General features: G+C 69.9%; 15 protein-coding genes. 4 read left to right on the top strand and 11 right to left on the bottom strand.

Annotation, left to right across the window (positions count from 1 at the left end):
• Positions 1 to 38: 38 nt before the first annotated feature.
• Complete coding sequence (hrcA, locus tag VXD91_RS01000) at positions 39 to 1,070, bottom strand: heat-inducible transcriptional repressor HrcA (protein WP_212812251.1); 1,032 nt, start codon at positions 1,068 to 1,070, stop codon at positions 39 to 41.
• 190 nt (positions 1,071 to 1,260) lie between these two features.
• Here hrcA and VXD91_RS00995 point away from each other — a divergent pair, with 190 nt between their 5' ends.
• A complete protein-coding gene (locus tag VXD91_RS00995) occupies positions 1,261 to 1,590 on the top strand; it encodes a type II toxin-antitoxin system VapB family antitoxin (protein ID WP_064860908.1) in 330 nt (109 codons plus the stop codon).
• Between the two features lie 7 nt (positions 1,591 to 1,597).
• Here VXD91_RS00995 and VXD91_RS00990 read toward each other — a convergent pair whose 3' ends face one another.
• From VXD91_RS00990 to VXD91_RS00950, 9 genes are read right to left on the bottom strand one after another with little or no spacing between them, the layout of a single operon-like run.
• On the bottom strand, positions 1,598 to 1,927 hold the full coding sequence (locus VXD91_RS00990) for a hypothetical protein (RefSeq protein ID WP_318985310.1): 330 nt from the start codon (positions 1,925 to 1,927) through the stop codon (positions 1,598 to 1,600).
• A 48-nt stretch (positions 1,928 to 1,975) separates the two neighbouring features.
• Positions 1,976 to 2,188 carry an MbtH family protein gene (locus tag VXD91_RS00985; RefSeq protein ID WP_318985311.1) on the bottom strand — a complete coding sequence of 71 codons (213 nt, stop codon included), beginning with the start codon at positions 2,186 to 2,188 and terminating at the stop codon, positions 1,976 to 1,978.
• Positions 2,166 to 3,458: an NADPH-dependent L-lysine N(6)-monooxygenase MbtG gene (mbtG, locus tag VXD91_RS00980; protein ID WP_318985312.1), complete on the bottom strand. Its 1,293-nt coding sequence runs from the start codon at positions 3,456 to 3,458 to the stop codon at positions 2,166 to 2,168. Before mbtG ends, VXD91_RS00985 begins: the two co-directional genes overlap by 23 nt.
• A complete protein-coding gene (locus VXD91_RS00975; RefSeq protein WP_346414405.1) occupies positions 3,455 to 7,816 on the bottom strand; it encodes an amino acid adenylation domain-containing protein in 4,362 nt (1,453 codons plus the stop codon). The genes mbtG and VXD91_RS00975 overlap by 4 nt, the downstream gene beginning before the upstream one ends.
• A complete protein-coding gene (locus VXD91_RS00970) occupies positions 7,813 to 12,906 on the bottom strand; it encodes an amino acid adenylation domain-containing protein (protein ID WP_346414404.1) in 5,094 nt (1,697 codons plus the stop codon). Before VXD91_RS00970 ends, VXD91_RS00975 begins: the two co-directional genes overlap by 4 nt.
• A gap of 1 nt (position 12,907) precedes the next feature.
• On the bottom strand, positions 12,908 to 15,814 hold the full coding sequence (gene mbtD / locus VXD91_RS00965; protein WP_346414403.1) for a mycobactin polyketide synthase MbtD: 2,907 nt from the start codon (positions 15,812 to 15,814) through the stop codon (positions 12,908 to 12,910).
• On the bottom strand, positions 15,814 to 17,130 hold the full coding sequence (locus tag VXD91_RS00960) for a polyketide synthase (protein WP_346414480.1): 1,317 nt from the start codon (positions 17,128 to 17,130) through the stop codon (positions 15,814 to 15,816). The genes mbtD and VXD91_RS00960 overlap by 1 nt, the downstream gene beginning before the upstream one ends.
• A gap of 4 nt (positions 17,131 to 17,134) precedes the next feature.
• The gene (locus tag VXD91_RS00955) at positions 17,135 to 17,893 is read right to left on the bottom strand and encodes a thioesterase domain-containing protein (RefSeq protein ID WP_318985317.1); all 759 of its coding nucleotides are present in this window, start codon (positions 17,891 to 17,893) and stop codon (positions 17,135 to 17,137) included.
• Entirely contained in the window at positions 17,890 to 21,369 is a 3,480-nt protein-coding gene (locus VXD91_RS00950) for an amino acid adenylation domain-containing protein (protein WP_318985318.1), read from the bottom strand. The genes VXD91_RS00955 and VXD91_RS00950 overlap by 4 nt, the downstream gene beginning before the upstream one ends.
• A 105-nt stretch (positions 21,370 to 21,474) precedes the next feature.
• Here VXD91_RS00950 and VXD91_RS00945 point away from each other — a divergent pair, with 105 nt between their 5' ends.
• From VXD91_RS00945 to VXD91_RS00935, 3 genes are all read left to right on the top strand, one after another.
• Positions 21,475 to 23,124 carry an AMP-binding protein gene (locus tag VXD91_RS00945; RefSeq protein WP_318985319.1) on the top strand — a complete coding sequence of 550 codons (1,650 nt, stop codon included), beginning with the start codon at positions 21,475 to 21,477 and terminating at the stop codon, positions 23,122 to 23,124.
• 107 nt (positions 23,125 to 23,231) lie between these two features.
• Entirely contained in the window at positions 23,232 to 23,897 is a 666-nt protein-coding gene (locus tag VXD91_RS00940) for a VC0807 family protein (protein ID WP_318985320.1), read from the top strand.
• A gap of 43 nt (positions 23,898 to 23,940) precedes the next feature.
• Complete coding sequence (locus VXD91_RS00935) at positions 23,941 to 25,302, top strand: acyltransferase (RefSeq protein WP_346414402.1); 1,362 nt, start codon at positions 23,941 to 23,943, stop codon at positions 25,300 to 25,302.
• Here the strand turns inward: VXD91_RS00935 and VXD91_RS00930 are convergent.
• Positions 25,224 to 25,937, bottom strand: coding sequence for a hypothetical protein (locus VXD91_RS00930; RefSeq protein WP_244872614.1), 714 nt, complete (start codon positions 25,935 to 25,937; stop codon positions 25,224 to 25,226). The two genes, VXD91_RS00935 and VXD91_RS00930, sit on opposite strands and share 79 nt — an antisense overlap.
• Positions 25,938 to 25,999: the final 62 nt, after the last annotated feature.

Below are 25,999 nucleotides of genomic sequence, written 5' to 3'. Positions count from 1 at the left end.
TAAGAACCTTGCCTAATCTCTCGAACTGCTGGGCACCCTCACCGGGTGCCCAGTACCTCGCCTATGTACCGGGCGACAGCCGCGACGTTGGCGATGGTGCCCGGATAGTCCATCCGGGTGGGGCCCACCACGCCCATGCCGCCGTAAACCTTGCCCAAACTGCCGTAGGCGGTGCTCACGACGGACGTCCCAGCCATCTGCTCGGCCTCGGTTTCGTGGCCGATGCGTACCGTGACTTTACCTGCCTCCTGTTGGGCGGCCAGCAACCGCAGGACCACGACCTGCTCCTCCAGCGCCTCCAGCACCGACCGCAGGGACCCGCCGAAATCGGCGGTGTTGCGCGTCAGGTTGGCGGTGCCGCCGAGCAACAGCCGCTCCTCCTGGTGCTCGACCAGCGTCTCGACCAAGACCGTCGCCGCGCGGCCCACCGCGTCGCCCAGGCCGCCGTGACCGTCCATCTGCGATGCCAGGTCGGCCACCGCGACCGACGCGGCCGACAACAGCTTGCCTTCCAGGGCCGCGCCGAGCCGCTCCCGCAGCTGCGACAGCTCGTGCTCACCGATGGCGTCGCCGAGCTCGACGACGCGCTGGTCGACGCGTCCGGTATCGGTGATGACCACCAGCAACAGCCGGGCCGGGGTGAGCGCCACGACCTCGAGGTGGCGCACCGTGGAGCGCGACAGGGTGGGGTACTGCACGATGGCGACCTGCCGGGTGAGCTGCGCGAGCAGGCGCACCGCGCGGCGCAACACGTCGTCCAGGTCGACGCCGGATTCGAGGAAACTCAGGATGGCCCGGCGCTCGCTGGACGACAGCGGCTTGACGTCGTCGATCCGGTCGACGAACTCGCGATAGCCCTTCTCGGTGGGCACCCGGCCCGAGCTGGTGTGTGGCTGCGTGATGTAGCCCTCCGCCTCCAGCACAGCCATGTCGTTGCGCACCGTGGCGCTCGAAACGCCGAGGTTGTGGCGCTCGACAAGCGTCTTGGAGCCGATGGGCTCCTTCGTGGAGACGAAGTCGGCAACGATGGCACGCAGCACTTCAAAGCGACGGTCGTCGGCACTACCCATTCGTCACCTCCAGTTTCACCGCCATTTTACGGTGACGATGGATTCGGGCGGTCGACAGACGTCATTCGGCAGCATCTGGTGGTCGGATGCCTCGGCAAACGCCGAGTCGACCCGCTAGGGTCACCTGTATGCCGACGCTGTCACCGCGGACCCGCTCGGCTCACGGGGAGCTTTGCAGAGTGATCTACTCATGATTTTCAAAGGGGTACGCGACGGAAAGCCCTACCCGGAGCATGGGCTGAGCTACCGCGAATGGGCCCAGATTCCGCCGCGCCAGTTGCGTCTCGACGAAATCGTCACCACGACGACGGTGCTCGCCCTGGACCGGCTGCTGTCCGAGGATTCGACGTTCTACGGCGATCTGTTCCCGCATGCCGTGCGCTGGCAGGGCACCATTTACCTGGAGGACGGCCTGCACCGTGCGGTGCGGTCGGCGTTGCGGAACCGGGTGGTGCTGCACGCCCGGGTGTACGACATGGATGTGCCGCTGTCGCAGCAGCTTTCGCCGGCCGGCGAATGAGCGTGCGCTAGCGCAGGTACGTGCCGACCAGCACTACGAGCACCAGCGCGACGAGCCCGATGCCCAGGCACATCAGCGCTGTGACGACGCGGCTGCGGGCGTCGCCACCCAGCCGGTAGGTGCCACGGAACAACGTGGCCATCGCGATGCTCGCGGCGTGCCAGCCCGCGGAGTTGCCATTGCTCTTCGGCTCGGGCGGTTGCTGTGGGACGTATGGCTGCTGGGGGTACGGGTCGCCGGCCGGCGGATATCCGTACCCATGCCTGGCGGGATGGCCTTGCGGATACGACCCCGCCGGCGGTTGTTGCTGCGGATACCGCGGATCCGGATACGTCATTGCTGCACTCCCCCTGGTCAGCTCTGGCTTCCGCGACTTTACCCCGGCTCAGCCGGCCAGGGTCTCCCGCAGCGTCTTCGGCCGGATGTCGGTCCAGGTCTCTTCGACGTAGGCCAGGCAGTCGGCGCGCGTGCTCTCACCGAACACGACCCGCCAGCCGGCGGGCACGTCGGCGAACACCGGCCACAGGCTGTGCTGCTCTTCGTCGTTGATCAGGACGTAGAACGCGCCGCTGTCGTCATCGAACGGATTGCTGCTCATCGCTTCTCCTCACGGATGGTGTGGCATATTCGGCCCCCAGCACGCGGTCGCTGAGCAGACCGAGGCAGCTGAGGTTGGGGAATCCGGGGCCCTGCGTGAGCCAGGACAGACTGGGCAGGAACAACTTCGGTGTGACGCCGCTGACGGCGAGGTCGTAGCCGATGGACCGCTGCAGGGAGTCGGCCGACAGCGGCGCACCGATACCGAGCTCCAGCACGTCCAACGCGTCCTGGCTCAACAGCGGCGCGAACCACATCGAATCGGCGCCGGAACCGTCGATCACCAGATCGAAGCCGTGCACCGTCTCCAGGCAGCCGGAGTCGCGTTCGGTCTGCAGGGTCAACCGGATCCGGTCTTCGCGGGGCACGGCATGGGCGACGCGGCCGCGCAGGTGCCGGATGCGGTCGTCGGCCAGCAGTGAGTCCTGGACGCGGGCGGAGAACACGCCACGGTCGGTGCGGGCCATGGCATCTCGGCGCTCGGAGATGCTGAGCCCGGCCCAGCCCGTGGGGTCGGAGAACAGGGTGTTCTCGAAGTAGCCCTCGCCGCGGGTGAACAGCGTGACGCCCGGGGAGATCACCGTGATGGTCGAAACCCGGTGCGAAAACAGCTCATCGAGCATGGTGGCGGCGGTTTCGCCACCACCGATGACGGCGACCCGCTCGGCATTGATGCGCTCGTCCTGGGCGACGCGGTGCCAGAACTGAGCGATCGACAGCACCCGCGGATGCCCCGGCAGGATGGACCGCTCGGCCTGTCCCGGACCGGTGATCATCACGCCATCGGCGCGCACCTGCTGATCGCGGCAGTGCAGCACCCACTGGTCGCCGTCGACCGACAGCTGCGTGACCTCACCCGTGACCACCTGCATGGCAACGCTTTCCGCGACCCACGCCAGGTACTGGCTCCAGCGCCGGTGGGTGGGTGCGGGCCGGCCGCGGTCGATCCACTCGGCGAACTGTCCCGTCGAGATCAGGTACGACTGCCAGCTGTGCCGCATCATGCGTTCGTCGAGCTCGACGTTGCGGCGCGGCACGAGCGCCGACCGGTACGGGAAGCCGACGTCCTTTTCCGGGCCGGTGCCCAGCCGGTGCCGGCCGTCGGTCCAGCCGCCTGCGGCCTGCCAGTTGGCGCCGACGCCCAGGCGCTCCACCGCGATGACGTCGGGCGCGTCCACGCCCATGGCCCGCAGCTCGGCGGCCTTGGCGGCCACGGCGACCGCCTTGGCGCCGGCGCCGATGACGGCCAGGGTATTTCGGGTGTCGGTCATTTCATCACTTCCCTGAGCTGCGATTCCCACAGCTGTTGCAATTCGGCAATGTCGTCTGCGCTGAAAATGTCTGGCACCGTGCGCCATTGGACACCGAGCGCCGCGGTGCCGTCATGGTCGATGATTCCCGCCAGGAGGGTCAGGTCGTGGTGCACCGCGTAGTTCGGTTCGGGCACCGGTGACGCACCGGCCAGGAGCGCACCGTCGAGCTGCAGTGCGGCCCCACTCGCCCCGAGGTGTACCCGGCCCAGGTAGTTCAGCAGCACTTGTGGTTCGGGGTAGGCCGCCAACCGCTCCGCGGTGTCCGCGCGCAGATACCGCAGCAGCCCGAAGTCGATGCCGTGGCCGGGGACCGCGGCGATCTCGGCGCTGACCTGTTGTGGCGCTTCGGAACTGATGCGCACCGGGTAGATGGCGCTGAACAGTCCGACGGTGTCGCCGGTGTCTACCTCGTCACCGGCGACCACGGTGTCCGCGCGGCCATGGGTCTCCAGCGCCACCAGCGGCGCCGGGGTGTCCTGGCCGCGACGCTGCCGCCACCGGGTGATGGTGCGCGCGGTCGCCGCGGCCAGCAGATCGGTGACCGGTTGGCCGGCGCCCAGTACGCGCGCCGTCAGGTCGGTGTCGAGGATCGACATGGCGACCACCACGTCTGCGGCACAGTCGGTCTCGGGCTGCACGCGGCGACGGCCGAGCGCGGGATCCGGGCCGGCGACCTGTGCCTCCCAGAAGTCCACGGTGTCGAGGTGCTGCGCCCGTTCGGCGACCAGCCGTGACCAGGCCCGGTAGCTGGTGTGCTCGCGGATGACTGCGGGCCGGGCACCGGAGGCCAGCGCGTGCCAGCCATTCTCCAACTCGCCGAGCACGATTCGCCAGGATGCCGGGTCGACAGCCAGCACGTGAGCACTGAGGACCAGCACCTTGCCGCTGGACTTGGTGTTCAGCAGCACCGCCTGCAGCAGGCGCCCCTGCTCGGGATCGAGTCGTTCGACCGCGAGATCGGTCTGCTCGGCCACCGCGGCCACGACGTCACCGTCGACGGTGACCTCGGACAGGACGTCGTCCACCGGATGGTCGACCAGGGTCATGGTGGCCCGGTCCAAGCGGCTGCGCAGGGCGGGGTGCGCGGCAATGACGCTGTGCAGCAACGTGGTCAGGTGCTCGGCGGTGATGGCATCCGGTAGCCGCACCGCCTGGGTCTGGGCCAGGCGGCGGCCGTCGCCGTACTGATACAGCCAATGCACGTTGGGCAGCACGGGTACCGGGCCCGCCTCCTCGACCGCCGTGGCGGCCAATTCGTTCTCGGCGTCCAGTTCGTCGGCCAGTTCGCGAATGCTGCTGCAGTCCAGCATCATCCGCGCGCGCAGCGCCAGGCCGCGGCGGCGCGCGGCCTGGACCACCGACAGCGCGACGATGCTGTCGAGCCCCAGATCCAGGAAATCGGCGGTGACGTCGAGTCCGGCCGGGTCGGCCACCTCCAGCACGTCGGCGAACAACTCGGCCACGGCCAGTTCGGTCGCGGTGGCCGGCGCTGCCGCCTGCCCGGTGCCGGCGGCGGCATCGATCGCGGCCAATGCCGCGTCGTCCACTTTGCCGTTGACCGTCAGCGGAATCTCGTCCACGGCGATGATGTGGTGCGGCACCAGGTATCTGGGCAGCCGGGACGCCAGCATGCGCCGCAACTCGGTGGCCCCTGCCGCCCCGGCGACGTACGCGACCAGCCGCGGCCCGCTGCCGTGCCGCCGGACGGTGACGTGCGCCTGCCGCACACCCGGGTGCGCGTGCAGGACCGCGGCGACCTCACCGGGTTCCACCCGGAACCCGCGAATCTTCACCTGATCGTCCGACCGCCCCTGGAATTGCAGGCCACCGGTGCCGGGATCGCGGCGCACCACGTCGCCGGTGCGGTACATCCGCGCGCCGGCGACGAACGGGTCGGCGACGAATCGCGCGGCGGTCTCGGCGGCGCGGCCCAGATAGCCGCGCGTGAGCTGTCCACCGGCCAGGTAGAGCTCACCGGTGACACCGTCCGGCACCGGGCGCAGCCAGGCGTCGAGGACGTAGGCGCGCGTCGCAGTGGTCGGGTGCCCGATCGAGGGGGTGTCGTGCTCGGTGAATGCGGCCACGACGGCTTCGACCGTGGTTTCGGTTGGGCCGTAACAGTTGTAGGCCGACATGCCGGTGCGGTCGCACTCGTTGCGGATGGCCGCCCACGCGTTCGGGTCGACGGCTTCACCGCCCAGCGCCAGCGCGGTCAGCGGCACCGTCGTCAGGAGGCCTTCGGCTTGCAGCTGCGTGAACATCGACGGTGTCGTGTCGATCAGGTCGACGCCGTACTGTCCGATGGTCGCCACCAGTGCCTCGGCATCACGCTGCACCTCGTCGCCGACGATGTGCAGACCATGGCCGTCCAGCAGCGCGGCCAGCGGCTGCCAGGCCGCGTCGAACGTGAACGACCAGGCGTGCGCGACCCGAAGTGGCCGACCGGCTTTCGCCACCGCGGGCCGCAGCACCCGGGCGGCATGGTCTGCAGCATAGGCCAGCACCGCGTCATGGGTACCGATGACGCCCTTGGGCTTGCCGGTGGTACCCGACGTGAACACGATGTAGGCGCCCTGTCCGGGATGTGTTGGCAGCGGCGTGAATTCACCGGCGGGGTGGTTGCCCGCGGCCGCCAGCAGGGCGTCGTCCACGACCACCGACGCGTTGGTCTGGCCGAGGATCTCCTCGATCCGGTCGGCGGGCATCGACGGATCCAGCGGCACGATCAACCCACCGGCCTTGAGCACGCCGAGCATCGCCACCACGTAGTCGGGTCCCCGGCGCAGCAGCACCGGCACCGGCGTCTCGGTCTCGACGCCCCGGCGCCGCAGTTCGGTGGCGACGCGGTCGGACGCCTCGTCGAGACCGCGGAAGGTCAGCGCGCCGCCGTCATAGCTCAGTGCCACCGAACCCGGCTTGCTGCGCGCGGTAGTGGTGAACTTCTCGTGGATGCCACCGGTTTCGGTGCTGGCGGGGTGTGCTGCCACCGTGGGCGCGTTGAGATGGATACCGACGTCGCGCAACGGGCGGTCCCAGCCGTCGACGAGGCGCTGCATCACCGCGAGCACCTGCCGGCCGAGGCTCTCCGGTGGCACGAGCCCGGTGGCACCGTCTTTCGTCTCGACCAGGATGGTCAGTTCGCCATCGGTCAGGTGCGCCGCGACAGTGATCGGGAAATGCGCCAGGCTCTGCAGAGCCCGGGGCCGGAAAGTGGCTCCGCGGACGTCGAATTCGCCACTGCCGACAAGCCCGCCCGGCGGGAAGTTCTCATAGACCAGGAGGCTGTCGAACAGTTCGCCGACACCGCCGAGCGAGCGCAGCTCGGTGTGCGACAGGTAGCTGTGCTCGCGCAGCTCGGCGGCGTCCCGCTGCAGGGCCAGGCACTGCTCGCCGACGCGGCGCAGCGGGTCCAGGCGAACTCGCAGCGGCACGGTGTTGATGAAGAGACCGACCATGGTCTCGACGCCGGCGAGCTCGCCCGGCCGGCCCGAGACCGTGACGCCGAAGACGACGTCGCGGCGGTCGGTGAGCACTGACAGGATTGCCGCCCAGGCCATCTGGGTGAGGGTGTTGAGCGTGACACCGCGGGCCCGCGCGGCCTCGGCCAGACGGTGCGTCTCGTCTCGAGGTGCCTTGATCTCGGTGGTGTGCGGCAGGTCGTCGCCGAGTTCACCGGAGCCGAGGGCCGGAGCCAGCATCGTGGGGCCGTCGAGCCCGGCCAGGTGCTGCTGCCACAGACCGCGGCTGGTCTCCGGGTCACGGGCCGCGAGCCAGCCGATGTAGTCGCGGTACGGGCGTGGCGCGGCAGGCAGCACGGAGATGTCGCCGCCGGCGGCATACAGCGCGAGCAGTTCACCGACGAACAACGGCAGCGACCACCCGTCGATGACGATGTGGTGCGCGACGACCGCGAAACGCCAACGCTGCTGAGGCATTTCGACGAGCAGGAACCGGATCGCCGGGCCGCGCTCCAGGCTGAAGGGCCGGCGCCGTTCCTGCGCTTCGAGGTCGTCGGCGGCATCGGGCGACGCGGCGGTCAGCTGCCGCCACGGCAGGTCGACCGCACTCGGGATGACCTGCACCGTGCGGGCTCCGGCCTGCACGAAGCTGGCCCGCAGGTTGGGGTGACGCACCAGCAATGCGGCCGCGCAGTCCCGCAGCAGCGCCGCATCCACGTCGCCGTCGATGTCGGCGGACATCGCGATCAGATACGGGTCGTCCGCCTGATCGAGTTGCGCCATCGAGTACAGCCCCTGCTGCAGCGGGCTGAGCGCCAGGACGTCCTCGATGACCGGCGCCGGCTGCACCGTTGTCACTGCGGCTCCTGCGGTGCGTTCCACGATGACGCGAACGATGCGGTCAGCTCGGCGAGTTCGTCGGCCGACAGGCCCGAGACCGTCATCGGCGCGTGTTCGCGGTCCTCACCTGGTGCCCCTTGGGTTTCCGCCGACGACCGGGCGTCGATCGCCGCGGCCAGCTCGTGCACCGTCGGGTACTCGAAGACCATGCGGGCCGTCAGCTTCATGCCCGCGTCGCGGCCGCGCGCCGCCAGCTGGACCGCCTTGATGCTGTCGCCGCCGAGGCTGAAGTAGTCGTCGCCCCGGCCGATCTCGCCTTCGGCGTCGAGCACCTCGGTCAGCAGGGTGATGAGGGCGCGTTCGGTGTCGGTACGCGCGGGCTCTGCCACCGCCGACCCGGTGCGCACGGCGCGCAACTGGACGGCCTCGATGCGCTCGAGCCGTCCGTCGGCCAGCCACCTGCCGCGTTCGCCGGTGGGTGCCGAATCCTGGTAGATGTCGCCCACCACGCCGACGCCCACGGGCTGCTGCCACTCATCGAGCACCTGCACCCCGTCTTTGCCTCGGACGGCTTCGTCGACCCGCAGGTCCCGCAGCCGCTGATCGGCGTTCTCGGCGATGCCCGTGATCACCCGGACCAACCGGTCGGCGAGCCGCTGCGCGGTCTCCGCCGTGTACAGATCGGTGCGGTAGATCAGGTGGCCACGGTAACTGTCCTGGGTGGCAAAGAAATTCACCGACAGGTCCGCGTGCGCCACGTCGAACGTCGGCTCGAGCGCGGTGAACGTGGTGTCGCCGTCGGCCCGGGAATCGATGACGTGATCGGTGGGCAGGTCCTCGCGTACGTGCACGACGACACCGAACAGCGGGTTACGTGACAGCGAACGCGCCGGGCTCACCGCGTCGACGACGTGATCGAACGGCAGGTCCTGGTGCGCGTAGGCGGCCAGCGCGGTGTCGCGGGACCGGACCAGAATCTCGCGCAGTGTCGGGTCCCCGCTCAGGTCGTTGCGCAGGACCAGGATGTTGATGAAGAAGCCGACCAGCGCGTCGAGTTCGGCCTCGGTACGCCCGGCCACCGGAGTACCGAGCGGAATATCGAGCCCCTCACCCGATTTCGCGAGCGCCACCGCCACCGCGGACTGCAGCAGCATGAAGTCGGTGATACCGAGTTCGCGGGTCAGCGCGGTCAGCTTGGTCCGCACCTCGGGGTCGACGACGAACGGCACCGACGCACCCTCACCCGAGAGCACCGGCGGCCGCGTGAAGTCGGGACGCAGACCCGGGTCGGCGGGCGGCTCGGCCAGCTGGCTGCGCCAGTAGTCCCGTTGCGCGGCAAGCGTTCCCGACTCGTCGGCCAGCAGCGTGGCCTGCCAGGCCGCGTAATCCGAGTACTGCACCGGCAGCGGCGCGAACTCGGGTGCCCGCTGTTCGAGGCGCGCCCGGTAGGCGGTGACCAGGTCGGTGAACAGCACGCCGGCCGACCAGTGGTCGGCGGCGATGTGGTGCACCATGATCGACAACACGTGCTGCCCGGGGATGGACAGCACCGCGGCGCGGATCGGCCACTGTGCTTCCAGGTCGAACACGTAGCGACGTTCCGCGTCGAGTTCGGCCTGCAGCCACTCCTCGTCGGCGCCGCGCGCGCGGCGCACCGGCAGCGGCGCCGGGTCGTTCACGACCTGGTATGGCACGCCGTCGATTTCGGTGTACGTGGTGCGCAGCACCTCGTGCCGCTCGACCAGGTCACCGAGCGCCGCGACGAAGGCGTCGACGTCGCATGGTCCGGTGATCCGGGCCGCGAACGGGATGTTGTTGACCGGTCCGGGACCGTCGATGCGGTACTGGAACCATTGGCGCAGCTGCGATGCCGACATCTGGCGCGGGCCGGTGTGCTCGATGGCGAGCAGCGGCGGCCGGTTGCGCGGCGCGCCGGTGTCGACCCGCGCGGCGATCTCGGCGACGGTGCCCAACTCGAACACTTCACGCACCCCGATGTCGGCGTTGCACCGCGCCCGGATCGCCGCGACCAGCTTGGTGGCCAGCAGCGAGTGTCCGCCGAGTTCGAAGAAGGAGTCGTCGGCACCGACCTGCTCGACGCCGAGCAGGTCGGCGAACAGTTCGGCAACCTTCCGCTCGGTGTCGGTCGTCAGTTCCCGGAATGCGGTGCGGGACTGGATGTCCGGATCAGGCAGCGCGCGGCGGTCGATCTTGCCGTGCGTGGTGATCGGGATTTCGTCGAGCACGACGTACCCGGCCGGCACCATGTACTCGGGCAGTGCTGCCGCTACCCGCGCCTTGATCCGTGGCACGTCGACCGATTCCATGTCGCCGCGCTCGGCCGGGGTGAGGTAGCCGACGAGGCTCTTGCCCAGCCCGGGCAGGTCGCTCGCCACGACGACCGCCTGGCCGACGCTGGGGTCCACCGCGATGGCGGCGGCGATCTCACCGAGTTCGATGCGGAAGCCGCGGATCTTGACCTGCTCGTCGGCACGGCCGACGAACTCGATGTCACCGTCGGCATTGAGCCGGGCCAGGTCGCCGGACCGGTACAGCCGACCGCCCGGGGTGAACGGGTCGGCGACGAAACGCTCGGCGGTCAGGCCGGGACGCTGGTGGTAACCATGCGCGACATGGGTTCCGCCGATGTAGATCTCACCGATGACGCCGACCGGGACGGGGCGCAACGCGTCGTCCAGCAGGTGCATCTGCGTGTTGATCTTCGGCTTGCCGATCGGCACGATGCGCGTGCCCTGCTTGCCCTCGACGCGGTACCGGCTGGCGTTGATGACGGTCTCGGTCGGCCCGTAGAAGTTGTGCAGCAGCGCGTCGAACGTGGCGTGGAACTTGTCGGCCACCTCGCCCGGCAGCGCTTCGCCGCCGATCGGCACGCGCTTGAGGCTGCGCCATTCGTTGACGCCCGGCAGGGACAGGAACAGCCCCAGCAGCGAGGGCACGAAGTGCATCGAGGTGATGCCTTCGGTGCGCAGCAGTTCGGTCAGGTACCCGATGTCGTTGAGCCCGCCCGGGCGCGGAATGACCAGGCGCGCACCGCAGGCCAGCATGCCGAACACCTCGGCGATGGACACGTCGAAGCTCGGCGAGGCCACCTGCAGCAGGCGTTCGTCGGCGTCGATCTGGTACTCGTCGACGAACCACACGAAGTACTCGGCGACGGGACGGTGCGGCACCGGCACGCCCTTGGGCAGCCCTGTCGAACCCGACGTGTAGATCAGGTAGGCGGTGTTGGCCGCCGTGAGCGGCCGAATCCGATCGGCATCGGTCGGGTTGTCGTCCCGCAGGCCGTCGAGGTCGGTGATCGGCTCGCGGATGACCAGTTTCGGGTCACCGTCGCTCAGGATGAACGACAGCCGGTCCTCGGGATAGGTCGGGTCGACCGGCAGGTACACACCGCCGGCCTTGACGATGGCCAGCGCCGTGATCACCAGCTCGGGCGACTTCTCCAGCAGCACCGCGACGCGGTCCTCGGTACCGATGCCCTGCCCGATCAGCCAGTGCGCCAACCGGTTCGCCTCGGCGTTGAGCTCGCGATAGGTGTAGTACCGGCCCTCGTACGCGACGGCGACCGAGTCCGGCGTGCGTTCGGCCTGGGCTTCGATCAGCGCGGCCAGCGTCGTGTCCGGGGTGCTGAACTGCTCGCCGGTGGCCATCCGGCGCAGCCAGTCGGCGTCGTGTTCGTCCATCAGGTCCAGCTCGGCGAGGGCCCGGCCCGGGTCGGTCAGCGCGGATTCCAGCAGCACCACGTAGTGCCGCAGCATCTGGTCGGCCAGTGTGGCGTCGAGGATCTCGGTCAGGTACTCCGCCTCGACGATTGCCCCGGCGTCGTCGAATTCCACCATGAAGCCCAGCGGCAACTGGGTCTGGTGACCCCGGTACTCGGCCCGGCGGCAGGTGATTCCGGACGGGCAGAAGCCCCGGCCGTCGGCCTCGCGGGCGCCGAAGGAGACCCGGGCCAACCGCTCGACACCGTGGCGGCGGTCCGGGTTCAGCTCGCGCACCACGCGATCCAGGTTGATCTGCTGATGGGCGAAGGCCCCGTGGGTGGTGTCCTTGGCATGGCTGACGAACTCCCCGAAGCTCTGCCGGGCGTCGGGGCGCAGCCGCAGCGCCACGGTGTTGCCGTAGTACCCCAGCGCTTCCTCGGTGCCACCGCTGCGGTTGAGGACCGGCGTGGCGACCAGGACGTCGTCGGCGTGGGTGTAGCGGTGCAGCAAGGTCCCGAACGCCGCCAGCAGCACGGTGTAGGGGGTGGAGCCGGTCTGGCGCGCCAGCTCGGAAATCCGGGCCACGGTGTCGGCGTCGATGCGCCGGGTGACCCGCTGCGAGCGGTGACCGGTCGGCACGAGGGAGCCGTGCGCACCCGGAAGTTCCAGGGGCTCAGGCGGATCGGCGAGCACCGAACGCCAGTACTCGAGTTCCTCGGTGTGGTCGTCGGCGGGCACCGCGGCCGGAATCACCTCGGCCAGCTGCTCGCCCTCGTACGCGCGCGTGAGATCGGCGAAGAAGACCTGCCACGAGGCGTCGTCCCAGGCGATGTGGTGTGCGGTGAGCAGCATGACGTGCTCGTCGGTCCCCGTACGGATCAGGCTGATCCGCAAGGGTGATTCGGTGTCAAGCTGGAACGGCGTGCCGAACTCCCGCTGTGCCAGCACTTCGAGCCGCAGGGCGCGCGACGATTCGGAGAGGTCGCTGAGGTCGTGTGTGCTCCAGCCGGGCGCCAGTTCGTCGTGGACCGTCAGCCCGGGTTCGCCCGTCGCATCGGCCCGGTACGTGGTGCGCAGGACCGGGTGGCGGCGGGCCACCGCGTTCACCGCGTCCCGCAGGCGCTCGTGGTCCAGCGCACCGGTGATCGCAAAGGACACACAGACATTGAGCAGTGCGCCGGCGGGGTCGGCGGTCTGCACGAACCACATCCGGCGCTGGCCGTCGGACAGCACCGGCACGACGGGGGCGCCATCGCCCGACTGCGTGCCGTTCTGGGACTGCAGGCCGCGCTCGGCCAGCTTGCGCCGCAACAGCTCCAGGCGCGCGTCGTCTGCCCCGTTTGCTCCTCGCGTGCGCAGTGCCCCGATGTCGGTCTCGGTCACGCTAGCTCTCCACCTTTTCTGTTCTGTCGGTTAGCAAATCCACCAGTTCGATACCGGTGATGCCGCTGAGCAGCCCGGCCAGCGGCACGGACCGGCCGGTGCCCCGGCGCAGTCGCTTGCGCAGGTCCAGTGCCAGCAGCGAATCCAGGCCCAGGTCGAACAGGGCCGCGGTCAGGTCGATGGCAGCGGGGTCGCCCAGTTTGAGCACTGCCGAAAGTTCGTGCCGGACGACGTCCGCTGCGTCGGCACCGGCGCCGAGGGTCGCCGGAACATGCTGCGGTGCAGCCGGTTCCGTGGCCAGCGGCGCAGCGCCGAGCAGCGTCGCCAGCCGCTCGGCGTCCGCGCTGAAGATCAGCGGTGCGGGCGCCTGGGTTCCGAGAGCCGCCTCGATCGCGATGTCAGGATCCATCTCCCGCAGTCCGGCGCGCTCGATGCGCGCCACTTCGTCGGCCCCGACGATGCCGGCACCCGGCCACAGTCCCCACCGCACGGCGACACAGTCAAGGCCCTTGGCGCGGAACTGCCCGGCCAGCACGTCCTGCATGCGGTTGACGGCCGCGTATGCGACATGACCGAGCCCGCCCCACAGTCCGGACACCGACGAGCACACCAGGATTCGGGCGTCCGGACGCAGCGGCCAGTACTCGGCCAGCCGGGCCAGACCGCCGACCTTCGCGGCCGCGGTGGTGATGAATTCGTCCGCACCGACCTCGGTGCCGAACACCGCCGCACCGGCCGCGTGAATGACGAGCGTCGCACCGTCACCGCCGTGGGCGGCCGCGGCGGCCGAAAGCTGTTCGGGCGACGTGATGTCGCACTGCACCGACACCACGTCGGTGCCGTCGAGGCCGGCCAGTTGCTGCGCGCCGGTGCCGCTGCGGCTCACCAGCACGATGCGGCGGGCGCCCGCGGCGGCAAGGGTCCGCGCGAAATGCAGCCCGACGGCGCCGTTGCCGCCGGTGATCACCACGTTGTCGAGGAGCCCGGGCTGCGGTGCGTCGGCGTCCGGCAGGGCTTGCAGACCGCGGCGGTACTGCTGCGAATCACGCAGCGCCACTTCGGTTCCGGTGCCCAGCATGGTCTCGATGACGGCGGTGGCCGCCGGTGCGTCGAGTTCCCAGGATGCCAGGTCGAGGTGCCGGAAGGACTGGTCCGGATGGTCGAAGCCGATGCTGCGGTGCATGGCGGCGAGGGCCGCCTGGGCCGGCAGCGCCACCGGCTCGTCGTCGCGCACGTGCTCGCCGCCGACGGTCACCAGCCACACGTCGGCGCATTGCGGCCCAATGGCATTCGGGTAGTCACACAGCCCGCCGCCGATCAGCTCGGCGAGGTCGGTGACCGCCGCTTCGGCGTCGGGGTGGTCGAGCATCGGTGCGACGACGATGAGCAGATCGGCGTCGACGGGCGCGACCAGCACCGTGCCGAGGTTGGCCCGCACCCCGTCGCGCAGTTGGTCGGCGAGCTCGCCGCGTGGTCCCGCCAGTTCGACCACGGCAGCGCGCCGGATGATCAGCGGCACGGTCTCGTCCGGCTGGGGCAGCCACTGCTCGGCACCGACCGTCAGGCCGGCCACCGGCGGCAGCGGTTCGGGAGTCGCCCAGAGGTGCGTCGCCGCCATGGGGGCATGCGGAAATCCGCGCAGCAGAGGTTGATTCGGCTCGATGTGCCCGGCCCAGTCGTAATCGGGGTCGGACACGGCCACCGTGGCGATGTTGTCGGACAGCACGTCGGGCAGCGCCTCGTCGCGGCGTCCCGAACCGACTGCCAGCGGCGCATCGGTATCGGCGAGCGCGTGCAACAGCGCCGGGTGCGCCGACATCTCGACGAAGGCCTCGACGCCGCTGTCCCGCGCCGCGGCGGCGGCCCGGTCGAACCGCACGGTGTTCCGCAGGTTCTGGTACCAGTACTCACCGAATTCGGTGCCCGCGTCGACTGCCGCGCCGGTCACCGATCCGATGAACGGCACCGCGCCGGCACCGAACTGTGCCTTCGGCACGCCGGAAAGCAGTTGTGCGCGCAGCGGATCCAGGGCACTGGTGTGCGCCGGGAAGCTCATGGCGATGACGCGCGCGAAGCGGCCGCGCGATTGCAGGCCGGACACCAGGTCGGCGACGGCGGTGCGCTCGCCGGACACCACGACCGATGCCGACGAGTTGACCACGGACAGTTCCATCCACCCGGCGGCGTCCGAAACGACCTGCTGCGCTTCGTCGACGCTCATCCCCAGGCTCGCGGCGCCGAAATCACCGCTCAGGCTGTCGAGTGCCCCGGCCCGGGCGATGACCACGGCGACGGCCTCGTCCAGCGTGATGGCCCCTGCGACATACGCCGCGGCGATCTCACCGAGGCTGTGCCCCAGCGTGACGTCGGGCTCGATGCCCAGTGCCCGCCACACCGCCGTGAGACCGACGGCGTGCGTGAACTGCGCGCTCTGACTGTTGATTTGCGTCCACTCGCGGACGGCCGGGTCGACCAGGAAGGCCAGCGGCGAGTCGATGCCCGCGGCGACGAATGCGGCGGCGCAGCGGTCGGCCGCGGCGCGGTACACCGGCAGCTGCCGGTATGCATCGGTGCCCATCGACGGCCACTGGCCGCCGTTACCCGGGAACACGAAGGCCGTCCGGGGCGCTGTGGTCCGCGCGGAGACGGCCACCAGGGGATGCTCCTCCCCCGCCGCCAGTGCCCGCAGCGCGGCGGCCAACTCGGCGGCGTCATGGGCCCGGACCACGGCCCGGAACCGCCGGCGACGGCGCAGCCGCAACAGCATTGCGGCCACCGCGCCCAGGCCCACGGCACCATGCCGGTCCAGGTAGTCGGCGACGCCGGTCGCCTCAGCGGCCAGGAGCTCCTCGGTGTGCGCGCTGAGCAGGACGGGGACGCGGCCGTCGGGAAAGTGCGAAAGGCTCATCACGCCACCAATCCCTCCGGCATCGCGACGACGACGTGCGCGTTGGTGCCGCTCATGCCGAACGCCGAGACCGCGGCAAGGCGCTCACCACCGACGGCGGGCCATGGGGTGTGGTCGGTCGCGAGCCGTAATCCCTGTGCGCTCCAGTCGATTTCGGCGCTGGCCTGCGCGGTGTGCAGGCTTGCCGGGATGGTGGCGTGCTCGGCCGACACGAGGACCTTGGCCAGTCCCAGCGCACCGGCGGCGGCCTGGCTGTGTCCGACGTTGGATTTCACCGAACCGAGGACCGCGCCCTGGCCGGGTGCGGTGGCACCGTAGGTCTGGGCCAGCGAGTTCAATTCGGTGCGGTCCCCGAGTTTGGTTCCGGTGCCGTGGCCTTCGATCATCCCGATCTGGCCGGGCCGGGCACCGGCGAGATCGAGCGCGCGGGTGAACAGCCGCGCCTGCGCCGGCCCGCTCGGCGCGGTCAGGCCGGTGCTGCGGCCGTCCTGGTTGAGGCAACTGGCCCGGACCTCCGCGAGCACGCGGTGACCGCTCCGCTGCGCCACCGACTTTCGTGCCAGTACGAACATGCCCGCGCCTTCGGCCCAGACGGTGCCGCTGGCCTGCGCGCTGTACGGCCGGCAGTGCCCGTCGTCGGAGAGGGCGTGCTGTTTGGCGAATTCGACGAAGTATCCCGGCGACCCCATCACGCACACCCCGCCGGCGAGCGCCATGCTGCAGTCGCCCGAGCGCAGTGCCTGTACCGCGGTGTGGAACGCGGTCAGCGCCGACGAGCACGACGTGTCGATCGTCAGCGCCGGGCCGTCGAGGCCCAGCAGGTAACCGATTCGTCCGGAGATCACGCCCAGCGACGTCCCGGTGATCAGATGCCCACTCAGGTCGGAGTATTCGGCGAGATCGGGGCCGTATCCGGTGCCCGAGGCGCCGATGTAGCAGCCGACGTCGTGCCCGGCCAGATCATCGGGGTTGATCCCCGCGTTCTCCAGCGCCCGCCATGTCACGCGCAGCGCGACGCGCTGCTGCGGATCCATCGCCACCGCCTCACGCGGCGAAATGCCGAAGAACGAAGGGTCGAAATGCGCTGCGCCGGTCAGGAATCCGCCCCGGTTGTGGATGCGCTTGAACCCGTCGCGGCGCGAGCCCGCGAGCAGGTCGCGCACGGCCCAGCCACGGTCCTCCGGGAACGCGCCGAGCGCCTCGCGGCCGGAAGACAGCAGCTGCCAATAGCTTTCCGCGTCGTCCACGTCACCGGGGGCCTCGACCGCCATCCCGACGATGACCACCGGATCGTCCGCGGCCGAGTCGGCGCCCATCGATTCAGCGCGCACTGATCACTTCCGCGATCGCGTCCAGCTGGTCATTGAGGTAGAAGTGGCCGCCATCGAACTCGGCCAGCGTGAAAGCACCCGACGTGTGGTTCTCCCAGCGACGCAGCATGTCCCGGTCGATGCGGTGGTCGTCGCGTCCGCCGAGAGCATGGATATCGGCGGCGATGCGGCCGCCACCCACGTAGCGGTTGAGGGCTTCGTAGTCGGCCCCCACCGCCATCAGCAGCATTTCCACGAAATCCACGTCGGCGAGCAGCCGGGGGTCGGTACCGCCGAGATCGACCATCTCGGCGAGCATTTCGCGCGGTCCGGTCGGCAGCGGCGGCGCGTCGACCACATCGCACGGCGCCTGGCCGGCCGATGCCCACAGGCTGTGCACCGTGGCCCCACTCTGTTCTGCCACGCGGGCGAATTCGAAGGCCACCACGGCACCCATGCAGTGCCCGACGAGTCGCAGCGGGCCGAGGCCCGACCAGTCGCCCGCGGCGTACAGGTCGGCGGCCAGCTGCTCGACGGTCGGGTGCGCCGGATGCGCCAGCCGGTCGGCGCGGCGCGGGTACTGGACGACATACGCGTCGATCCCCTTGCCCGACAAGGCGGTGGCCAGGTCCCGGTAGGCGACCGCGGCCCCGCCGGCATGCGGGAAGATCACGACCGCCCCGGCGTCGCCGGAGCCCGGGTAGTGCTTGATCCAGGGCGCGAAGGCGCTTTTCGGCTCGGTCGCGGAGGCGGTATGCACGTCGGTCATGAGACGGCCGCCGGATCCAGCGCGGTGAGCACGTCGTCGTGGTTCATCTCGGCAATCTCCAGGTAGAGCTCGGCGACCATTTCCAGTCGGTCGCTGCCGTTCTCGCGGCCGGTCAGCCGCTGCGCCAGCGCCCGCACCGTCCGGGCGGCGAAGATGTCCGGCACGCCCACGGTCGGGGTGTCCAGCCACTTGCGGATCCGCGCCACGGTGGCGGTCGCCAGAACCGAATCACCACCGAGCTCGAAGAAGTCGTCCTCGACACCCGCATCGACCGCGACCAGCTCGGAGACGATCGCCACCAGGGCGCGCTCCAGCATGGTCTCCGGTTGCGCCCGTCCGGCGCCGTCGGCCGCCTGAACCAGTGCCGCGAGCTGACCGGCCGCAGCCCGGCGGTCGGTCTTGCCACCGACGGTGAACGGAATCGCCGCAACCACCTGCAGCTGCCGCGGGATCATGTGCGGCGGTACGAGTTCGGCAACGGCCGCGGAGATGCGCTCGGCGGTCAGCTCCGCGTCGTCGACCGAGACCAGGGCCGCCAGCACGTCATGTCCACGCTCCCCGCCGGAGACCACGCCGGCCACCGCGGCACGCACGCCCGGAACCCGCTGCAGTGCGGCCTCGACGTCACCGAGCTCGATGCGGTAGCCGCTGATCTTCACGCGGTGGTCGGCACGCCCGACGAACTCCAGGATGCCGTCCGGCCGGTAGCGCGCCAGATCGCCGGAGCGGTACCAGGTTCGGCCCGCGTAGCGCACGAAGCGGTCGGCGGTCAGATCGGCCCGGCCGCGGTAGCCCGAGGCGATGCCGCGTCCGGTGAACCACAGTTCGCCGGCCACCCAGTCGGGGCAGTCCTGGCCCGACTCGTTGACCACGCGGCACGCGTTGTTGGTGAACGGCACACCGTAGGGCACCGCCGACCAGGTGTCCGGCAACTCGCCGGCCTCGAAAATCGTTGCGTGAATGGCGGTTTCGGTGGCTCCGCCGAGGCCCGCGACGCGGACACCGGGCGCCTGCGCCTGCAGGTGCCGGACCATGGCGGTCCGGACCCAGTCGCCGCCGGTGAGCACCACCCGGACGGTGTCCAGACGCCCCGCACCGACCTCCACGAGCATCTCCAGCCAGCCCGGCAGGAAGTTGAGCACCGTCACGCCGTGCTGGGCGATGAGGGCGGCCCAGCGGTCCGGGTCGCGCCGGTACGGCTCGTCGACGACGACGATGCTGCCGCCCGTCGCGAGCGTGGCGAACATGTCGAGCACCGACAGGTCGCACTCGAGGGTGGCCAGCGCGAGGCAGCGGTCGGCCGGTCCGATGTCGAAGTGCCCGTACAGGAATTCCGCGGTGTTCATCGCCGCGTCGTGGGTGACCTCGACGCCCTTGGGCTCGCCGGTGGAGCCGGAGGTGAACAGCACGTAGGCCAGTTCGTGCGGATCGGTGGCGGCCGGGACGAACGGGCCCTCGGCGCGACGGCCGATCCGCAATGCCTCCGTCACGGTGAGCGACGGTTTCCAGGACGGTGCCAGGTCACCGCAGTAGAGCGCCATGCGGACGCCGCCGGTGGCCAGGATCTTCTCGGTGCGGTCGGCGGGCTGGTCCACGCCGATCGGCAGGTAGACCGCGCCGGCGGCGAGGATGGCCAGCAGCGCGATGATCTGTTCGGCGCCCTTGGGTCCGAGGACGGCCACGGTGTCCCCCGGCACGATACCGGCGATCTGCAGCGCGGACGCGACGGCCGAAACCTCCTCGGCCAGTTCGGCATACGTCCACTGCCGAGACTCGCCGATCATGGCGATGGCGTCGGGGCGGGCTGCTGCCGAGGCGAAGAAGCCGGTGTGCAGCGCCGCGCCGCTGGGCGCCGCGGTGCGGCTGTTGGCCGCGTCACGGACCGCGCGCTGCGCCGCCGACAAGGGCTCCGGGGTGGGTGCCTCCCATGCGGCGTCGTCGCCGGCCAGCCGTTCGAGCTCGGCGATGTGCCGGGCGAACATGGCGTCGATGACGCCGTCGGGGAACGCGTCCTCGCGCACATCCCAGTTGACCAGCACGCCGCCGTTGAACTCGGTAACCTGGGCGTCCAGCATCACCTGCGGCCCTTGCGAATTGATCCACCCGGGCGTGCCGAACGTCTCGAGCACGGCCGAGCCGAACAGTTCGCCGAGGCCGAGGGCGCTGGTGAAGACGACGGGTGCCAGCACCTGGGTGCCGCGGTGCCGGCTCAGGTCGCGCAGCACCTCGAGCCCGGAGTACTCGGAATGCGCTGCGGCGCTGCGGAATGCATCCTGCAGCACGCCGCAGCGCGCCGTCGCGGTGGCCGCGTCGGTCAGGTCGACGTCCAGCAGCAGCGACGACGTGAAGTCACCCACCAGGCGGTCGACGTCGGCGTGCCGCTGATCGCGCCCGAACAGCGGCACGTTCAGCAGGAAGCGCTGTCCGGCCGACCAGCAGGCCAGGGCATCGGAGAAGGACGCGGCCAGGGCCATCGCGGGCGTGATGCCGCGCCGGCGGGCCGCGGCATACAGCGCGTCCCGCACGTCGGGGGCCAGCCAGTGCCAGCGCCGCGTGGTGTGCCGCGGGTCGTTCTGCTCGGCAACCGGAACCAGCGGCAGGCGTGGCGGGTCGGGCAGTTCCGGGAGCCGCTCGCCCCACCACTGCCGATCCGCGTCGGCGCGGGGATTGGGTTCTTGCGCCGATTGCGTTGTGGCCACGCGGTATTCGCGGTACGTGTAGGCCAGCGGAGCCAGCTCGACACCGCGGTACAGGGCCGCGAGATCGGTCATCAGGGTGCGGTAGCTCATGGCGTCGGCGGCCTGCATGTCCAGGTCGACGTGCAGGCGGGTCTTGCCGTCCGGGAGCAGGGTCAGGGTCAGTTCGAAGACCTGGTCGGTCAACTGCTGATGCGCCTTGCGGCGCTGGGTCGCGGCCAGCTGCTCGGCAATCTGGTCCGCCGGCAGGTCCCGCAGGTCGGTGACCGTCACCGGGAAGTCGCCGTCGAGCGCCTTGATGCGCTGCGTGCCGTCGGCGAGGAACTGCACGCGCAGCATGGGGTGCCGTGCCGCCAAAGCCGTTGCGGCGGCGGTCAGTCGCCCGGCATCGACGCCGTGGCCGTCGAATTCGACATAGAGGTGCCCGGCGACGCCACCCAATTGCTGGTCGTCTTCCCGGCCGATCCACATGGCGTGCTGCATCGGGGCCAGGCCGAACGGCTGGTCATGTTCCGAATCATCCTGCGGTGCCGAAGTTTCGGCGCGCTGCAGGCCGCCCGCCGCCGACAGCAGTTCGGACCAGGCCGCGATGGTCGGCTCGGCGGCCAGTGCGGCGAAGTCGATGTCGATGCCCTGCTTCCGCCAGCGTCCGGCGAGGGACATCATGCGGATGGAATCCAGGCCCTGGCTGATCAGGTCGGCGCCCGGGTCGAGGGTGTCGGCACGGGCACCCAGCAGTTCGGCAACCTCCTCGCGGATGGCCTGCGAATTCACTGCCACGACGCCCACAAAACCCTCCCGAACACGTTAAAGACAGGCTGTCCTAATTTTGATTAGGCTACCCTATATTGCCGCTACCTCCATGCCTACCCCGAGGGATCCGCCGTGACGCGCACCACTGTCTCCACCGAGGCCGACCAGCATTTGCTGAATGGATTCGTTCCGTTTCCGCACGATCGCGCAGAGCGTTACCGCGAGGCGGGCTATTGGGCAGGCAAACCGCTGGACAGCTTGTTGTCCGACGCCGCGCGACAGTGGCCGGACCGCGTCGCCGTCGTCGACTCATCCGCGTCACACACGTTTGCCGAACTCGATCGGCTGGCCGCCGAAGCCGCCGCCGGCTTCGCCGCTCTCGGCATCGAAACCGGCGACCGCGTACTGCTGCAAATGCCCAACACCACCGACTTCGCCATCGCCCTGTTCGGACTGCTGCGCGCGGGTGCGGTGCCCGTCATGTGCCTGCCCGCTCATCGGCGCGCCGAACTCGGTCATTTCGCCACGGTCAGCGGCGCCGTCGCGCTCGTCATCGCCGACCGGTTCGGCGGCTTCGACTATCGCGACATGGCGCGCGAGCTGGTTGCCGAGCACCCGCGCCTGCGGCACGTGGTCGTCAGCGGCGATGCCGGCGAATTCACCAGCTGGACTTCCCTTTTCGGCCACGCGGCGGCAGCCGCGCCGACGATCGACACCGCGGAACCCGCCCTGCTGCTGGTCTCCGGCGGCACCACCGGGGCGCCGAAGCTGATCCCCCGCACCCACGACGACTACTACTACAACGCCACCGCCAGCGCCGCGGTGTGCGAAATGACCGGTGACGACGTGTATCTGACGGTGCTGCCGGCTGCGCACAACTTCCCGCTGTCGTGCCCGGGGATGCTGGGCGCCATGTCCGTCGGCGCCACCACGGTCTTCACCACCGATCCCAGCCCGGAGTCCGCGTTCGCCACCATCGCCCGGCACCGCGTCACCGTCTGCGCTCTGGTGCCCGCCCTGGCCACCCTGTGGACGCAGGCCTGCGATTGGGAACCGCAGCGCCCCACCACCTTGCGACTGCTCCAGGTCGGCGGCGCCAAACTGTCCGCACCGGACGCGGCGGCCGCGCGCGCCGCGCTGACCCCCGGCCTGCAACAGGTTTTCGGCATGGCCGAGGGGCTGATCAACTACACCCGTCCCGGCGATGATCCCGAACTGCTGGACCACACCCAAGGGGCACCGCTGTGCCCGGACGACGAGTTGCGCATCGTCGACGACGAGGGCGCCGACGTGCCGGTCGGCGGCGAGGGTGAGCTGCTGGTGCGTGGGCCGTACACCCTGAACGGCTACTACCGGGCCCCGTCCGACAACGAGCGGTCATTCAGCCCGGATGGCTTCTACCGCAGCGGGGATCGGGTGCGCCGCCGGGCCGACGGCTACCTCGAGGTCACCGGACGCATCAAGGACGTCATCCACCGGGGCGGGGAGACGATCTCGGCGCTCGATCTCGAGGAACACCTGCTCACGCACCCGTCGATCCGGGCCGCGGCCGCGGTCCCGCTGCCGGACCCCTATCTGGGCGAAAAGATATGCGCGGTGGTCGTATTCAGCGGTCCTGCCGTCAGCCTCAGCAACCTCAACAGCTACCTCGACGACCGCGGCGTTGCGGTACACAGCCGGCCCGACACCCTGATCGCACAGCCATCGCTGCCGGTGACTGCTGTCGGCAAGGTCGACAAGAAGGCCATCAGCCGGGCCATCGCGGCCGCCACATCCGCCTGACCATGAAATCCCTCGCGAGCAGACTCAAAACTGTCGAATTTCGCCAGATATCGACAGTTTTACGTCTGCTCGCGGGATAAACCGACCCCCGCTAGGAGCCAGCTTCCATGTCCGATACCCCGAAGACCCTGCGCGAGTACATCGTCAACACGGCGATCAACACCATTCCACCGCTGATCGCGTACTACGTGCTGCGCGTGTTCGACTTCGAGCCGTACCTCGCGCTGGTCGGGGCCATCATCACCGCCGCCGCGCAGGGCGCGCTGACCATGGTGCGCAAGCGCAAGGTCGAGCCCGCGAACGTCGTGGTGATCGTCGGCGCCGCGTGCTCGCTGATCATCGCGCTCACCACCAGGAACCCGCGCATCGTGCAGGCCCTCGAACTCGTCCCCATGTCGCTGCTGGTGTGGTCCTTCGCCATCAGCGGGCTACTGCGCAAACCGAATTCGAAGAAGATGGCCGGCGTCATCTCCCCCGCGCTCGCCGAGCCGGCGCTGCCCGAACGCGGCTGGACCGAGCAGAGCATCCAGGACTGGCACCGGCTGCACACGCAGCTGTGCGTCGGGCTCGGGCTCCTGTGCGGTTTCTATCCCGTCTTCGCGCTGTACATGATCTTCAACTACCCGGTCGACATCTCGCAGTTCGTCATCGTCGCGACCGGCCCCACGCTCGTGGTGCTGTGCATCGTGTTCGCGGTGGCCCGCATTCGCCGGTTCGTCGGGCAGCACGACGGTGCCGCCGACGTCGCGGTGGTCGCCGGCGGGTCTGAGTAGTCACACTCATCCGCGCCGCCCGGCGCTCGGGCATCATCAGCTCATGCCGAGACTGTTGCCCGATTTCCACACCGTGATCGACGGCACCGCGCCCGACCGCGACCGCAGCATCGACGTGGCGCGCCTGGGTGCGCTGCTGGTGGTGATGTTCGGTCACTGCACGATGCTGCTCGCCACCATCAAGGCCGACGGCATCCACATCGGCAACACCCTGGGCGCCGTTCCCGGCCTGCAGCCGGCCACCTGGGTGTTGCAGGTCATGCCGTTGTTCTTCTTCGCCGGAGCCACGGCGGGCATTCACAGCTGGCGTGCCGGGACGCCCTGGGGCACCTGGCTTTTCACCCGCGCGCAACGCCTGTGCCGACCGGCGCTGTGGTACCTGGGCGCCTGGACCGTCGCCCTGATCGTGGTGCGGTTCACCATGGGTGCCGAGTCCGCGGCGGCCCTGGGCAACGAGGCCGTCGCACTGCTGTGGTTCCTCGGCACCTATCTGATCGTGCTGGCGTTCGTCCCCGCCTTGGCGCGCTTGCGCTCGGCGCGGTCGGCCGCACTGGTCGTCGCGGCCCTCATGGCGGCTGCGGCGCTCGGCGACTGGGCCCGGATCAGCACGCACATGCTGGAAGCCGGCGCGGCGAATCTGATTGTGGTCTGGCTGATTCCGATGGTCATCGGCGCGGCGTACGCGCACCGGCTCATCGCACCGAGGACGGCGCTGGCCGTCGCCGCCGGCACCCTGGCCGTCCAGGTGCTGGTTGCCAGGTACGGGCCCTACGACGTGTCACTGGTGGTCACCGGCACCGAACGGATGTCGAACGTCACCCCGCCGACGCTGCTGCTTGCCCTGCAATGCGTCTGGATGTCCAGTCTGTTCATCGCCTGCGCCGGTGCGGTCCGCCGGTGGGCCGGGCGTCCCCGCATCTGGTACCTGATCGTGGTGGGCAACAGCGGGGCGATGACGTTGTACCTGTGGCACATCGCGGCCATCGCCATCGCGACGTTCAGCCTGCATGCCGTGGGCCTGGACGCGTACGACCCGGCGGCCCCGTACTTCTGGCGCAACATCGCGATCCGCGCGCTGGTCTTCGCCGTGGTGATGACGGTCATGTTCCTGCTGCTGTCCCCGCTCGAGCACAACCCGCTGCGCTGTTGGGACGCGCGCGTGCGGGCGACGGGTCGCGCGTCGACCGCGGCCGGTGTGCTGGTCTGCGTGGCCGGGGTGGCGCTGCTGCTGATGGCCAAGAACGGGCTGGGCACGAGCGCGGGCTGGATGTTGTTGGCGCTCTTCATCGGTGCGCTCACCGGGGCCCGACTCAGTGCGGGTCGAACTCAGTGCGCGCTGACGAACGTCACGGTCGGCGTCGATGAACCCTTGACCAACGTCGGCCCGGAAGCGGACAAGACGTAGGACTCGTTGCCCGTGGGGTAGCCGCCGCCGTTGGTCGAGATGTGCACGTGTGTGTAGTGATTGGCGTCGGGCCCGCCGTAGTCCGGCATCCGGTGGGCGGTGCCGTCCGGGAAGTAGATGGCCTGCCGCCAGATCACATGGTTCAGATCGAACTTCTGCGCGTTGGCCAGCACGTACCGCAGGATGCGGTCCCCGAGCGCCTTGCCTGCCGACGACCCGTAGTCGGGCACCATCACGTCGAGCGCCAGGCCTTCGGGATGCCAGCGCAGCGCGTCCGGCCGGACCCCGGTCATGGTGTGAATCTCCGGGAACGTCGCGCTGACCGCGCGTTCGGCGAGGATGGTGTCGACCTGCAGGCCGCGTTCGGCGGCGACGCCCACCGGCAAAGCCATGGTGCGCACCATGGCGCGCGAACTCTCGGCGGCCTCGGCGACGATCAGCGAACCCGGATGGGAAGCGGCCCGCTCGGCCAGGACCACCTGCGCGCAGCAGACATCCACGTCAGCGGCGGTGGTGACGGCCTGGGTCGCGGTGCCGGCGGTGACGAACGCCGCAGCCGGCATGACGAGCGCCGCCAGAGCCACCGACCAGCGGCGCCTGGCGCGCGTCGCGGTAGCTAATCCGGCCTTGTCCACCGGTGCACCATACCCCGCAGGTCACCGTTTGATAACGGCTTCAAAATTAGCGAGCTGGTAAA

The sequence above is a fragment of the Mycobacterium sp. SM3041 genome (genome assembly GCF_039668335.1).
Lineage (GTDB): Bacteria > Actinomycetota > Actinomycetes > Mycobacteriales > Mycobacteriaceae > Mycobacterium.
Note: the sequence above shows the minus strand (reverse complement) of the source record. Positions and strands in the feature narration are given on the sequence as shown.

What these genes read in the sequence shown, in the direction of transcription:
- VXD91_RS00990 (WP_318985310.1), bottom strand. Translation starts at nt 1,927, where the DNA reads ATGACGTATCCGGATCCGCGGTATCCGCAGCAACAACCGCCGGCGGGG.
- mbtG (WP_318985312.1), bottom strand. Translation starts at nt 3,458, where the DNA reads ATGACCGACACCCGAAATACCCTGGCCGTCATCGGCGCCGGCGCCAAG.
- VXD91_RS00960 (WP_346414480.1), bottom strand. Translation starts at nt 17,130, where the DNA reads ATGGGCGCCGACTCGGCCGCGGACGATCCGGTGGTCATCGTCGGGATG.
- VXD91_RS00935 (WP_346414402.1), top strand. Translation starts at nt 23,941, where the DNA reads ATGCCGAGACTGTTGCCCGATTTCCACACCGTGATCGACGGCACCGCG.
- VXD91_RS00985 (WP_318985311.1), bottom strand. Translation starts at nt 2,188, where the DNA reads ATGAGCAGCAATCCGTTCGATGACGACAGCGGCGCGTTCTACGTCCTG.
- mbtD (WP_346414403.1), bottom strand. Translation starts at nt 15,814, where the DNA reads ATGAGCCTTTCGCACTTTCCCGACGGCCGCGTCCCCGTCCTGCTCAGC.
- VXD91_RS00995 (WP_064860908.1), top strand. Translation starts at nt 1,261, where the DNA reads ATGATTTTCAAAGGGGTACGCGACGGAAAGCCCTACCCGGAGCATGGG.
- VXD91_RS00940 (WP_318985320.1), top strand. Translation starts at nt 23,232, where the DNA reads ATGTCCGATACCCCGAAGACCCTGCGCGAGTACATCGTCAACACGGCG.
- hrcA (WP_212812251.1), bottom strand. Translation starts at nt 1,070, where the DNA reads ATGGGTAGTGCCGACGACCGTCGCTTTGAAGTGCTGCGTGCCATCGTT.
- VXD91_RS00955 (WP_318985317.1), bottom strand. Translation starts at nt 17,893, where the DNA reads ATGACCGACGTGCATACCGCCTCCGCGACCGAGCCGAAAAGCGCCTTC.